General features: G+C 71.5%; 11 protein-coding genes and 1 riboswitch. Of the genes, 7 read left to right on the top strand and 4 right to left on the bottom strand.

Going from position 1 to position 12,997, the window contains the following annotated elements:
- Nucleotides 1–129: 129 nt before the first annotated feature.
- A complete protein-coding gene (locus EAD96_RS30140) occupies nucleotides 130–936 on the bottom strand; it encodes a DUF881 domain-containing protein (RefSeq protein ID WP_120572421.1) in 807 nt (268 codons plus the stop codon).
- A gap of 230 nt (nucleotides 937–1,166) precedes the next feature.
- Here EAD96_RS30140 and EAD96_RS30135 point away from each other — a divergent pair, with 230 nt between their 5' ends.
- On the top strand, nucleotides 1,167–1,430 hold the full coding sequence (locus EAD96_RS30135; RefSeq protein WP_018785565.1) for a cell division protein CrgA: 264 nt from the start codon (nucleotides 1,167–1,169) through the stop codon (nucleotides 1,428–1,430).
- Nucleotides 1,431–1,609: 179 nt separating this feature from the next.
- Complete coding sequence (locus EAD96_RS30130) at nucleotides 1,610–3,853, top strand: (Fe-S)-binding protein (protein WP_121686615.1); 2,244 nt, start codon at nucleotides 1,610–1,612, stop codon at nucleotides 3,851–3,853.
- Nucleotides 3,854–3,919: 66 nt separating this feature from the next.
- Here EAD96_RS30130 and EAD96_RS30125 read toward each other — a convergent pair whose 3' ends face one another.
- Entirely contained in the window at nucleotides 3,920–4,597 is a 678-nt protein-coding gene (locus EAD96_RS30125; RefSeq protein ID WP_121686614.1) for a GPP34 family phosphoprotein, read from the bottom strand.
- A gap of 81 nt (nucleotides 4,598–4,678) precedes the next feature.
- Here EAD96_RS30125 and EAD96_RS30120 point away from each other — a divergent pair, with 81 nt between their 5' ends.
- From EAD96_RS30120 to EAD96_RS30110, 3 genes are all read left to right on the top strand, one after another.
- Nucleotides 4,679–5,986, top strand: coding sequence for a hemolysin family protein (locus EAD96_RS30120; protein WP_121686613.1), 1,308 nt, complete (start codon nucleotides 4,679–4,681; stop codon nucleotides 5,984–5,986).
- Nucleotides 5,979–6,983, top strand: coding sequence for a hemolysin family protein (locus EAD96_RS30115; protein ID WP_120572417.1), 1,005 nt, complete (start codon nucleotides 5,979–5,981; stop codon nucleotides 6,981–6,983). The genes EAD96_RS30120 and EAD96_RS30115 overlap by 8 nt, the downstream gene beginning before the upstream one ends.
- 170 nt (nucleotides 6,984–7,153) lie before the next feature.
- Nucleotides 7,154–8,164 (top strand): C40 family peptidase, encoded by a 1,011-nt coding sequence (locus EAD96_RS30110; protein ID WP_120574067.1) that lies wholly within the window; start codon nucleotides 7,154–7,156, stop codon nucleotides 8,162–8,164.
- A 71-nt stretch (nucleotides 8,165–8,235) separates the two neighbouring features.
- On the opposite strand, the gene EAD96_RS30105 is transcribed toward EAD96_RS30110, so the two are convergent.
- Nucleotides 8,236–10,269 (bottom strand): N-acetylmuramoyl-L-alanine amidase, encoded by a 2,034-nt coding sequence (locus EAD96_RS30105; RefSeq protein ID WP_121686612.1) that lies wholly within the window; start codon nucleotides 10,267–10,269, stop codon nucleotides 8,236–8,238.
- Nucleotides 10,270–10,507: 238 nt separating this feature from the next.
- Nucleotides 10,508–10,642: riboswitch (cyclic di-AMP (ydaO/yuaA leader) on the top strand.
- A 13-nt stretch (nucleotides 10,643–10,655) separates the two neighbouring features.
- Between EAD96_RS30105 and EAD96_RS30100 the strand changes: the two genes are divergently transcribed.
- Nucleotides 10,656–11,690 (top strand): NlpC/P60 family protein, encoded by a 1,035-nt coding sequence (locus EAD96_RS30100; RefSeq protein ID WP_121686611.1) that lies wholly within the window; start codon nucleotides 10,656–10,658, stop codon nucleotides 11,688–11,690.
- 63 nt (nucleotides 11,691–11,753) lie between these two features.
- On the opposite strand, the gene dcd is transcribed toward EAD96_RS30100, so the two are convergent.
- Entirely contained in the window at nucleotides 11,754–12,332 is a 579-nt protein-coding gene (gene dcd, locus EAD96_RS30095; RefSeq protein WP_013283324.1) for a dCTP deaminase, read from the bottom strand.
- Nucleotides 12,333–12,410: 78 nt separating this feature from the next.
- Between dcd and EAD96_RS30090 the strand changes: the two genes are divergently transcribed.
- Nucleotides 12,411–12,956, top strand: a complete 546-nt coding sequence (locus EAD96_RS30090; RefSeq protein ID WP_121686610.1) for a pyridoxamine 5'-phosphate oxidase family protein — start codon at nucleotides 12,411–12,413, stop codon at nucleotides 12,954–12,956.
- Nucleotides 12,957–12,997: the final 41 nt, after the last annotated feature.

The following is a 12,997-nucleotide window of genomic DNA, read 5'->3' as shown; positions in this document are numbered from 1 at the left end:
GACCGGCGTCGGGCCAGGGCAGGTCGAGCGGGGGTGGCGACGCCGGGGCCGGACGCTCGACCCGGGGGAGGAACGATGTCGGCTCCTCCCGGCGGTCGTGGCCGGCGCGTTCCCGGGGGTCGCCGCCGGTCACCGGGGCACCGTCGCCGATTGCAACGCGGTGGAGTCCTCGAACGCCGGCACGGTGACCGTGGAGACGCGCTCGACGTACCCGAGTTGGTAGTGGTCGGCCACTTCCTTGAACACCCGCACTCCCTCAGAGGCGGCGAGCGCCCGCTGGAGTTCCGCGGGATCGCCGATTGCCACGATCTTGAAAGGAGGGGAGTACACCCGGCCGTGCAGCAGCAGGGTGTTACCGACGCAGCGTACCGCGCTGGTGCTCAGCACGCGGACGTTCATGATTGACATGGCCTCCGCGCCGCCGGCCCAGAGCGCGTTGACGACCGCCTGGACGTCGCCCTGGTGCACCACCAGGTCGTCGTTGCTGGCGCCCTTCGGCAGCGGCTGGTCCGGCCGGCGGTCGGCGTCGTTCAGCTCGACCGTCACGCCGCTGCCGGTGAGCGCGGTGAATCCGGCGGCCTGCCGGCTGGCGGCGGCCCGGTCCCGCTCGGTCTTGATCGGCCCGTCGGCGCCGGCCAGCGCCTCGGTCTGCTCCTCCACCTCGGCGCGGAGCCGGGCGGCCTTCGCCTCGCTGGCGGCGACCTCCTCGCGGCGGTCCTCGATGAGCTGGGTGAGCTGGGGCCGGCGGTCCTCGCGCAGGGGCGTGCCGCCCGCGGTGGTGGCGGTGGTGGTGAAGAGCAGGCCGGCCGCGGCGGCGATCAGGGGTACGCCGATGGACCAGCCGGGGCGGCGCTGGCGGGCGCGCCGGGGCAGCAGGGCGGCTGCCGCGCGGCGGAGGACCTTCTGCCAGGAGGCGGCGCCGGACGTGTACTCCACCGGGCGTTCCCTTTCCCGTCGTCTCGTTCCGGCCCGCGCCGGTGCGAGCCGACCTGCTCGACCCGGAAAGTCCGCTCTTTCCGGTTACTGAGTGCACCGGCCTGGCCCCATTCGTGGCCTGGACGGTCCGTCGGGACTACGCTAGCTGTCGAACATTATTGGCCATGGACCGTCGCCCTCGCGCCCGGTTGTCAGGCCGGACGAGGTCGTACCCCCCTCTGGAGAGCGTCGTGCCCAAGTCTCAGGTCCGCAAGAAGAAGGTGTACACCCCGCCGACGGACGTGCGTCCGACGGCGACGGCGTCGACGCGCAAGCCTAGCCCCATCTGGCTGCCGGTCACGGCGGTCACGCTGATCGTGGTGGGCATCGGCTGGCTGGTCCTCTACTACCTGTCCGAGCAGGCGTACCCGGTCGCCAGCTGGGGCTACTGGAACCTCGCCGTCGGCTTCGGCGCGATGGTCTCGTCGCTGATCCTGCTCTCCCGCTGGCGCTGATCCGGCGCTGCCCCACCCCGGCGTAGGTCACGCCACGCCGCCCCTGCCCGGCGCTTCGACGCCGCTCCACCTAAGGTGTGCGCAGGGCGGCGTGGCCTGGTGCGAGAAGACTCACGTTACTGCTGGGTAACCTTGCGCGTAGGCTGCACGGACAAGCAGCAGACCGGGAGGCCAACTCGATGGGCAGCGTCCAGATCGTCACCACGATCCTCGCGGCCGCCATCACCGCCGTGGCGGTGTGGCTTGCGGTGCGCGCGGTCATGAAGATGACAGCCGTCATCCGGCTCGGCCAGCCCGCGCCGGAGCGGTTCGGCGACAAGGGCGCGCGCACGAAGCAGATGCTGGTGGAGACCGCCGGTCACACCCGCATGCTGAAGTGGAGCGTGGTCGGCGCCGCCCACTGGTTCGTGATGGTCGGCTTCATCGTGCTGTCGCTGCTGGTGCTGGAGGCCTACTTCGAGGTGGTCTCGACCGGCGGCGGGCTGCCGATCATCGGGCACTGGACGATCTTCGGTCTCGTCACCGAGTGGATCGGCATCCTCGGCCTGGTCGGCATTCTGGTGCTGATGGCGATCCGGCTGCGCAACCGGCCCGGCCGCGCGGAGAACCGCTCCCGGTTCACCGGCTCGACCATGTGGCAGGGCTACTTCGTCGAGTGGGTCGTCCTGCTGGTCCTGATCTTCGGTTTCGTGATCCGGGGCTTCAAGGTCGCCACCGACCACTTCGAGTACCCGGTCTGGGCCGCCCCGCTCAGCCACGCCGTCGGCTCGGTCCTCCCCAACTGGGAGGCGGGCGTCAGCGTCGCCGCGCTCATCAAGATCGCCATCTCGATGACCTGGCTCATCGTGATCTCGCTGAACGTCACCATGGGCGTGGCCTGGCACCGCTTCCTGGCGTTCCCGAACATCTTCTTCAAGCGCGACCCGGAGAAGCCGGCCGGCTCCGGCCTCGGCCCGCTGCGCCCGATGACCAGCGAGGGCAAGCCGCTGGACTTCGAGGAGGCCGACCCGGAGAAGGACCAGTTCGGTGTCGCCCACGTCGAGCAGTTCACCTGGAAGGGCCTGCTCGACTTCAGCACCTGCACCGAGTGCGGTCGCTGCCAGTCGCAGTGCCCCGCCTGGAACACCGGCAAGCCGCTGTCGCCGAAGCTGCTGGTGCTGAGCCTGCGCGACCACGCGTACGCCAAGGCGCCGTACCTGCTGGCCGGTGGCGGCAAGGACCTGACCGGCGAGGAGAAGGCCACGCAGGCGCAGCTCGCCCACATGGACGTGCTGGCCCTGGCCGAGGCCGACCGGCCGCTGATCGGCACCGCCGAGGAGGGCGGCGTCATCGACCCGGACGTGCTCTGGTCCTGCACCACCTGCGGCGCCTGCGTCGAGCAGTGCCCGGTGGACATCGAGCACGTGGACCACATCGTCGACATGCGCCGCTACCAGGTGCTGATCGAGTCGAGCTTCCCCTCCGAGGCCGGCGTCATGCTGCGCAACCTGGAGAACAAGGGCAACCCGTGGGGCGCCCCGCAGAACACCCGCGAGGACTGGACCAAGGGCCTCGGGTTCGAGGTGCCGCGGGTCGGCGAGGTCGACGACTTCGAGTACCTGTTCTGGGTCGGCTGCGCCGGCGCGTTCGAGGACCGGGCCAAGAAGACCACCCGCGCTGTGGCCACGCTGCTCAACGAGGCGGGCGTCAAGTTCGCCATCCTGGGCGAGGGCGAGACCTGCTCCGGTGACCCGGCCCGCCGCATCGGCAACGAGTTCGTCTTCCAGATGCTGGCCCAGCAGAACGTCGAGACGCTGAACGAGGCGTTCGAGGGCCGGGAGAAGAGCAAGCGCAAGATCGTCGCCACCTGCCCGCACTGCTTCAACACCCTGGGCAACGAGTACGGCCAGCTCGGCGGCGAGTTCGAGGTGGTGCACCACACCCAACTGCTGGCCCACCTGGTCAGCGCCGGCAAGCTCACCCCGGTGCAGCCGGTCGACGGCGGCGTGACCTACCACGACCCGTGCTACCTCGGCCGCCACAACCGGATCTTCGCCGCGCCGCGTGAGGTGCTCGGCAGTGCCATCGGAGATGGCCGCGGTGGCGCAGCTTCCGATTCCGGTGCAGGCCGCGACAGCGGCCTCGTCGAGATGCCGCGCAACAGCGAGCGCTCCTTCTGCTGCGGCGCTGGCGGCGCCCGGATGTGGATGGAGGAGAAGATCGGCAAGCGGATCAACGTGGACCGGGTCGAGGAGGCCATGTCCACCGGCGCGAAGACCATCGCGGTCGGCTGCCCGTTCTGCTCGACGATGCTCAACGACGGCGTGAACGGCAAGGGCGCGGGCGAGGACGTCGAGGTGGTCGACGTGGCCAGCGTGCTGCTGCGCTCGGTCAAGCCGGAGGCCCCGGCCGGTGAGCCGGAGGTCGCGCCGGCCGCGAGCTGAGGCGTACACCGGCAGGAGCCGGACCACGACGGCGGCGGCACCCGAGCGGTGCCGCCGCCGTCGCGTTCAGCTGGTCGTGGTGGTCATGATGGCGGCGCTCGTCCCGGCCGTCATCGCGACCATCAGCGCGGCCTGCATCTCCTCGATCGCCTTCTTGACGGCGGCCGACGCCCAGTCACCGGCCGCGATCTCGTCGATGCGCGCCTTGACCCGCTCCTTCGGCAGCTCGCGGAAGATCTTGCGGTCCAGGCCGACCGCGCGGGTCAGCGTGAGCAGCGCGGCGGTCCGGGCGTCGACCGGGCCGTCGGTGGTGAGCGCCGTCGTCATCCGTTGGCGGGCCGCGGTCTCCACCGCCGGCTCCGCGCCGGTCGGCGAGGGATAGCGGGTACGCGGGAAGACCAGCAGCACCCGGTCGGACTCCCGGCGCAGCACCCCGGCGTCGACGAGCCCGCCGAGCACCCGGTCCGGCAGGCCCTTGGCGAGCTTGCCGATCCAGTCCTTCGGCTTGCGCGGCCGGCCGGACCCCACGGTCGCCAGTGCCTCGTCCAGCAGCGGTACGCCGGTCGGCGTGGGATCGGTGACCACGAGACGCTTGTCCGCGACCTCCACCCGGCCGGCCAGGGCCAGTTCCAGCAGCACCGCACCGGCGAGGCCGTAGCCGAGGTGCGGACTGCCGAGCCGGTTCGCGCCGTCGTCGTCGTACGCGAGCAGGACCAGTTCGTCGGTGAGCAGCAGGCCGTCCATGCGTCCACGCTACGGGGGGCCCGCCATCGGCGCGCGCGTGCCACAATCACGCGCATCGACGGCCTTCTGCTTCTGACGCTGTTGCCCCTGGTCGGTTTCGTGCTGCTGACCGCCGGCAACGCGTTCTTCGTCGCGGCCGAGTTCGCCCTGGTCACGGTCGACCGGGCGGAGATCGACAGGCGGGCCGGCGAGGGGGACGGCCGGGCCGTCACGGTACGCCGCGCGCTGCGCGAGCTGTCGTTCCAGCTCTCCGGCGCGCAGCTCGGCATCACGCTCACCGCGTTGCTCACCGGCTACCTGGCCGAGCCCGCGCTCGCCCGGCTCTTCACGCCGCTGCTGCACCCGCTCGGCGGCGCGGAACGCTTCTCCGGCCTGCTCGCGCTGGCCCTGGCCACGCTCATCTCGATGCTGTTCGGCGAGCTGGTGCCGAAGAACCTGGCGCTGGCCCGCCCGATGCCGGCGGCGCTCGCCACCGCCGCGCCGATGCGGGCCTTCTCCCGCGCCTTCGGCTGGCTGATCCGGCTGCTCAACGAGTCCGCGAACCGGCTGGTGCGCCGCCTCGGCGTGGAGCCGCAGGAGGAACTGGCGAGCGCCCGCTCCCCGGAGGAGCTGGGTCTGCTCGCCGCCATCTCGGCCCGGGCCGGCGCGCTGCCGCCGGACACCGCGATGCTGCTGCGCCGCACCATCCGCTTCGGCGACAAGCGGGCCGCGGAGGCGATGACGCCCCGGGTGGACGTGACCGCGTTGCACGCCACCACGACGGTGGCCGAGTTGCTGGAGGCGTCCCGGCGCACCGGCCGGACCCGGTTCCCGGTGTACGAGGAGACGCTCGACCTGGTCACCGGCGTCGCCGGGGTGCCCGACGCGCTGGGTGTGCCGCTGGCCCGCCGCGCGGCCACCACTGTCGCCGCCGTCGCCCGGGAACCGGTGTACGTCCCGGAGAGCCTCAACCTGAACGGGGTGCTGGCCGCGCTCAAGGCCGCCGGGGCGGACCTGGCGATCGTGGTGGACGAGTACGGGGGCACCGACGGCGTGGTGACAGTGGAGGATCTCGTCGAGGAGCTGGTCGGGGAGATCGCCGACGAGTTCGACCCGGACGCGGTGGACGGCTTCGGTCCGGTGGAGCTGACAGTGCCCGGCGGGGAGCGGACCGTCCTGACCGACGGTGTGCTGCGCGCCGACGAGCTGGTCGAGCAGACCGGGTTCCGGTTGCCCGACGGGCCGTACGAGACGCTCGGCGGGTTCCTCATGGCGCGGCTCGGCCACATCCCGGTGCCGGGCGAGACGGTCGACGAGGCCGGGTACGAGTTCACTGTGGTGGAGGTCGACCGGCACCGGATCGAGCAGGTGCGGGTGGTGCGCCCCGAGGAGCCCGACGACGGTGCCTGAACTACTCGTGGCGGTGGCGTTGCTGCTCGGCAACGCGTTCTTCGTGGGCAGCGAGTTCGCGCTGATCGCCTCCCGCCGTACGGTGATCGAACCGCTGGCGGCGACGTCGAAGCGGGCCCGGCTGGCGCTGGCGGCGATGAACCAGATCCCGCTGATGATCGCCGGGGCGCAGCTCGGCATCACGGTCTGCTCGCTCGGCCTCGGCGCGATCGCCGAGCCGGCGCTGGCGCACCTGCTGGAGCCGCCGTTCGCCGCGCTGGGGCTGCCCGCCTCGGCGGTGCACCCGGTGTCGTTCGTCATCGCGCTGGCGGTGGTGGTGTTCCTGCACACGGTGGTCGGCGAGATGGTGCCGAAGAACATCACGCTGGCCGGCCCGGAGCCGTCGGCGCTCTGGCTCGGCCCGGCGATGCTGGCGTTCTGCCTGGCCACCAAGCCGCTGCTGCTGGCGATGAAGTGGGCGTCCCGGCAGGTGCTGCGGTGGTGGCGGGTGGAGGCCACCGACGCGGTGAAGACCGTGTTCACGGCCGAGGAACTGGCCGGGCTGGTCTCCCAGGCGCGTACCGAGGGACTGCTGGACGCCGAGGAGCACGCCCGGATCACCGGAGCGCTGGCGTTGCACAGCCGTACCGCTGCGGACGCGCTGCAACCCTGGTCCACCGTGACTACCGTGGCCGAGGACGTCTCACCGGCGTCGCTGGAGGTGCTGGCGACCCGTACCGGCCGCTCCCGCTTCCCGGTGGTGCAGCGGTCCACCCGCCGGGTGCTCGGTTTCGTGCACGTCAAGGACGTGCTCGGGTACGCCGGGGCGAGCCGCCGGGCGCCGGTGCCGGCCGCCGTCTACCGGCCGCTGGCTGTGGTGCCGCCGGACCGTACGCTCGCCGATCTGCTGCTCGCGATGCGCCGCGAACGCCGCCACATGGTGCTGGTCAGCGACGGACGCCGGCCGATGGGTGTGGTGACGCTCGACGACGTATTGACAGCCATCGTCGGGAGATGAAATGAATACCCTTGGTGTGCAATCGATTGCGGATACGTGATTGAACAAACGGTCGCCTTGATTCCATCGGACGCCTTCCCTAATGTGGGGCACCGACCGCTGTGGGTCGTCTGCCTCGAACTTCCCTCTCGCGAGGCGCCCGGCGGTCGGTTGCAAAGGAGTCCGTGCCGGTGGCAACCACGCCCCCTCAACGTCACGCCCCGAGCGCTCCACCCGGCCGGCGGGCCGGGTTCCAACGGGTGGTACGCCGTCTGGTCACCCTGGTCGCGGCCGCCGCGGTCGGCGCCGGGATGCTGACCGCCCCGGCGCACGCGGCACCGTCGGTCGACGAGATCGACGCGCAGATCGACAAGCAGTGGGAGCAGCTCGAACCCACCATCGAGCAGTTCAACAAGGTCCGCTCGCAGCTTCGGACCAACCAGAAGAAGTCCAAGGCGCTGAAGGACAAGATGGTGCCGCTGGAGCTGGCCTCCACGCTCGCCATGAACAAGGTCGGCGACATCGCGGCCCGGTACTACATCCAGGGCCCGTCGCAGGAGCTGGGCGCGCTGCTGGTGAACAGCAAGCCGGGCGCGCTGGCCGAGCAGCTGGTCATGCTGGACCGGATCGCCGACGACCAGCGCCGCCAGATCGCCGGTGTGCTCAAGGTGCGCGACGAGTACAACCGGCAGAAGGAGAAGCTCGACGCGCTGATCGCGCTGGAGATCAAGCAGCAGAACGACCTCGCGGCGAAGAAGAAGCAGATCGACTCGGAGATCAAGCGGCTGACCGCCATGCTCCCGGTGACCTCGATCCGCCCGGCGGGCTGCCCCAAGATCGACGGCGTGGTGAGCAGCGCCGCGCGGACCGCCATCAAGACGGCGTGCGCCCAGGTCGGTGACCCGTACGTGTGGGGCGCCACCGGCCCGAACTCGTTCGACTGCTCCGGTCTCACCCAGTACGCGTACAAGGCGGCCGGCATCTCGCTGACCCACTTCACCGGTGCCCAGTGGAACGAGGGCCGCAGGGTCTCCCGCTCCGAGGCCCGCCCCGGGGACCTGGTGTTCTTCGGCTCCGACCTGCATCATGTCGGGCTCTATCTCGGCAACGGGGTGATGGTGCACGCGCCACGTACCGGCAAACCGGTCCAGGTGTCGAGCATCAACACCCAGCCGCTCGCCGGCTTCGTCCGGGTCAGCTGACCCGCAACCCCTGACAGCGGGAAGGCCCCCGGTCCACACGGACCGGGGGCCTTCCCGTGTGCGGTGACGGTTCAGCGCGGCGCGCCGACCGGGGACGGCAGGATCAGCACGTCGTCCAGGTTCACGAACATGATCCGGTGACCGAACTGGACCTGCACGTAGCGGTTCTCGCCGCGGACCACGGTCCGGTCACCCGGTGCGGAACCGTCGAACGAGACCGCCCGGTAGTACTCGCCGGGCAGCACCCCGCCGACCGCGTACCGCTGGCCGGCGGCGAACGTGTACTGCAGCGGCGAGATGGCCTGGTACGGGATGGTGTCCGGGTAGGCGGCCTGCTCCGGGTAGGCCCGCCCGTACACCGGGATGGTGGCCTTGCCGGGCCGCGGCGTCACGACGAAGCCGGTGGCCCACTTGGCCGTCGGCGCGGAGGCCGGGTTGAGGAACCACGCCTTCTGGCCGAGGTACCAGATCGCCGTCCAGTCGCCCTGGCGGCCGGCGAGGGCGTACGTCTGGCCGGCCGAGGCGCGGGCGCCGTGGTCGGAGATGTACATGGTGTCCGGCGTGCCGTCCGGGCGCAGCCCGAGGTCGTTGACGAGCGGGGCGTCCGGGCTCGGCGCGGTCCGCAGGATCACGGCCGAGGAACCGCGCGACGGGCACGGCTCGGCCGGCGGCCGGGGCGTCGGGACGCCGGGAGGCTGCTGGTTGCAGCCGGTGAACGCGGGCCGGTTGGTGGCGAAGTCCGGGTCGATGGTGACCAGGCCGGTCCGGGGCGTGCCGGTGCCGCGGAACGGCGCCTTCATCAGGTCGAAGTAGTGCGACCAGTCCCAGTACGGTCCCGGGTCCCAGTGCATGCCGCCCACGTTGGCGGCGGTGATGCCGGGCACGTTGTCGTGGCCGATGATGTGCTGCCGGTCCATCGGGATGCCGAGCTTCAGCGCGAGGTGGCGCACCAGCTTGGCGGAGGTGCGGTACATCGCCTCCGTGTACCAGGTGCCCTGACCGGCGAAGCCCTCGTGCTCCAGGCCGATGGACTTCGCGTTGACGTACCAGTTGCCGGCGTGCCAGCCCACGTCCTTGGTCTTGATGTGCTGGGCGATGTAGCCGTCCACCGAGCGCAGCGTGTAGTGCCAGCCCAGGTAGTCGGCCCGCTTCACCAGGTCGACGCTCGGGCCGAAGTAGCCCTCGGTGTCGTGGATGACGATGTACTCGATCTTCTGCTGCTTCGGCCGGTCGCCCAGGTCGTGGTTGCCGTAGTCGCCCGGGTCGTCGCTGAGCTGCTCGTACGGCGCGGGGATCCACTCGCAGGCCAGCCGGACCGGGCACTCCAGCCCGTCCGGCCGTTCGGCGTTGCGCAGGCCGAGGCGGGCCAGGCGGGAACGGTCCGGCTGCGCGGCGGTGGCGGGAAGCGTGACCCGCTGGCCGTCGTCGGTGGTCCGGCTGGCACCCTGGCCGAGCTGGTCGTACACCTCGTCGGCGAAGGCCGCCGCCGCGTCGGAGGTGTCCGCGCCGGAGTACCGGGCCACCGCGGCGTACCAGGCCGCCGGGTCGGTGCCGGCACCGACCGGCCCACCCACGGCCTTCTGGTACGACGCCAGCAGCGCCGCGCCACCGCGGATGTTCGCGGCCGGGTCGGTCCGCAGCGTCCCCGCGTCGAGCCCGGTCAGCGCGGCGGCCGCGTCGAGCGTCTGGAGCGAGGCGGGCGGCAGCGGGGTCTCCCGCTTCGGCGCGGCGGCCGTGGCCGGGTCGAGCTTGAGCGGGCGGGCGTCGTCGCCGCGCGGGTCCTCGTCCTCGTCGACGTGGGCGCTGCCCGGCATGGCGAGGATGTGCGCGGCGTCGGTCAGGTGCATCGGGCCGTAGCCGCCGCTGGTGCTGGGCTGCCCGGTGTGGGTGTCCCAGCGGGACTCCAGATAGGAGACGCCGAGCAGCACGTTCTGCGGCACGCCGTACTCGGCCGCGGCGGCGGCGTATTGTTGTTGCCGGTCGCTCGCGGGCGCGGACGTGTCCGGCGCGGCGGTCACCGGGCCGGTCGTCGCCAGCGCGGTGGCTGTCGCCACGGCGGCGGCGAGCAGTATCCGTCTGCCCGACGGCGGGGCGGAGAGGTGCATCGAACCTCCTGGACAGGGATGGGGGTCACTGCGTTTCCACCCTCACTCCGCACACCCGTGAGGGTCAATACCTTTCCAGTGGGTAATCAGCCTTGAAAGAAAATTTCACCTCCGCGCAGGGCGCGGCACCGCATCGCGTACGGAGTGTCACGGCGCTGGAAGTTGCGGATCGATAACGGTGGTCCCTACTCTGGTGAATCGTCGGCCGCACGTCTCACCGTCCAACCCGGTCGGTGACGGTCCGACACCGCCGAGTCGCCTCCGGGCGAGCCGGGGAACCAGGTACCTGGGGTGAATCCGCAGCGATGCGGTAGGGCGGCTCCCTTCCCGCCCGAATCCGTCAGCTAACCCGGTAGGCGGTACGGAAGAAGGAGTACGGACGCCCGGTGGCACTCCATGCCCCGCGGCCGTCGTCGAACCGGTCGGTCGACCGGTCCTTCGTCGCGCCGCGTTCCCGCTGGTCCCGCTTCACCACCGCCCTCGCCGCACTGGTCGGCACCGCCGTCGTCCTGACCGGCGGCGCCACGGCGGCACACGCCGAACCCTCGGTCGCCGAGATCGAGGCCCAGATCGACCGCGACTGGAACAAGCTCGAACCGGTCATCGAACAGGTCAACGCCGTACGCGGGCAGCTCGCCGTGCGGCGCAAGCAGGCCGACGCGCTCGGCCGGCAGATCGCACCCCTCCAGGCCCGGGTGGACGCCGCACTCGGCCAGGTCGGCGGGCTCGCCGCCGACGCCTACAAGGGCGACAACCTCTCCACCGTGAACGCGCTGCTGGGCAGCCGCTCGCCCGGTGACCTGGTCAACGGCCTGGAACTGCTCGACCGCTTCGCGCACCGCCAGCACGAACAGGTGCGCTCCGTCGCCGCGCTGCGCGACGAACTGGCGGCGAAGAAGAAGCCGCTGGACGAGATGATCGCCGGCCTGGCACGTACCGAGGCCCAGCTCGCGGCGAAGAAGAAGCAGATCGATGCCGAGATCGCCAAGCTGGAGAAGCTGCGGCTCAAGGTGTACGGCAAGGGTGGCGGCGGCCCGCTGCGCCCGGCGCCGTGCCCGTCCGGCTACCCCGGCGGCCCGGCCGGTGCGGCGGTCAAGTTCGCCTGCGCCCAGATCGGCAAGATCTACGTCTGGGGCGCGGCTGGACCGGACCACTTCGACTGCTCGGGCCTCACCATGGCGGCCTGGGCCAAGGGCGGCGTCTCACTGCCGCACAGCGCACGCCAGCAGCACGGCGTGACGAAGCGGATCAGCCGGGCCGAGCTGCGCGCCGGTGACCTCGTCTTCTACTACAGCGACCTGCACCACGTGGCGATGTACGTGGGCGACGGCTGGGTGGTGCACGCCTCCCAGTCCGGCAAGCCCATCACCATGAAGCGGGTCGATGACGGCGACATCAACAGCTACGGCCGTCCCGGCTGAGGTCGTGCTCCGGGGCTCCGCCGGTGACGGCGGGGCCTCGGCGCGGCGCCCCCGGCGTTGGTGTCAGCGAGTCGGCCAGGTGCGCCAGCTCTGCCAGGACCGGCTCGGCGTCGGGCCGCGCTGCCCCTGGTAACGCGAGCCGTAGACGGCCGAGCCGTACGGGTGCTCGGCCGGCGAGGAGAGCCGGAAGATGCAGAGCTGGCCGATCTTCATGCCCGGCCAGAGCGTGATCGGCAGGTTCGCCACGTTCGACAGCTCCAGCGTGACGTGGCCGGAGAACCCCGGGTCGATGAAGCCGGCCGTCGAGTGGGTCAGCAGGCCCAGCCGGCCCAGGCTCGACTTGCCCTCCAGCCGCCCGGCGAGCTGGTCGCCCAGCGAGATCACCTCAAGCGTGGAGGCGAGCACGAACTCGCCCGGGTGCAGCACGAACGGCTGCCCCTCCGGCACCTCCACCATCGAGGTCAGGTCGTCCTGCTGGATCGACGGGTCGATGTGCGTGTAGAGGTGGTTGTTGAAGACCCGGAACAGCCGGTCCAGGCGTACGTCGATGCTCGACGGCTGCACCAGCGTGGGCTCGAAGGGCTCCAGCGCGAGCGTGCCGGCCTTGATCTCGGAGACCAGGTCGCGGTCGGAGAGCAGCATCGGAACACCATAGCGACCGGTGCGGGTGACCAGCGTGTCGCACTACATCTTCGTACACGTGTTCGATAGAGTGTCCACATGGCTTCCTGGTCCGAATTCGCCGCCGACGAGCCCCGCCTCGCCGACGAGATCCGCCTCCTGATGCAGCAGTACGGGCCGGGCTTCGGCTACCTCGCCACGGTCCGCGCCGACGGCGGCCCCCGGGTCCATCCCGTCTCCCCGGTGATCACCGACGACGGCCTCTGGTGCTTCGTCATCGACTCGCCGAAGCGCCGCGACCTCGAACGCGACGGCCGCTACGCGCTGCACTCGTTCCCGCCGGAGGAGAGCGACGACGAGGCGTACGTCGCGGGCCGCGCCCGGCCGGTGACCGACCCGGCCACCGTGGCCCGGCTGGCCCGGATCGCCCGCGCGTCGCCGCAGGGCGACTGGCGGCTGTTCGAGTTCACGGTCGAGGCGGCGATGCTGACCCGGCGCGACCCGGTGGCCCAGCCCGGCGCCGCCCCGCCGCAGGTGCGGGTCTGGCTCGACCCGCGCGGAGCCGAACCGGCCCGGCGGGAGCCGGTGGGCGCGGAGGCCCGGCGCGGCCGGCACGGCTTCGACACCCGCCGCCCGGCCGCCTGACCCGACCCGGAACGAAACGGTGCCGGCCCCGTCCGAGGACA

It is taken from the genome of Micromonospora sp. BL1, assembly GCF_003667485.1.
Taxonomy (GTDB): Bacteria; Actinomycetota; Actinomycetes; order Mycobacteriales; family Micromonosporaceae; genus Micromonospora; species Micromonospora tulbaghiae.
Note: the sequence above shows the minus strand (reverse complement) of the source record. Positions and strands in the feature narration are given on the sequence as shown.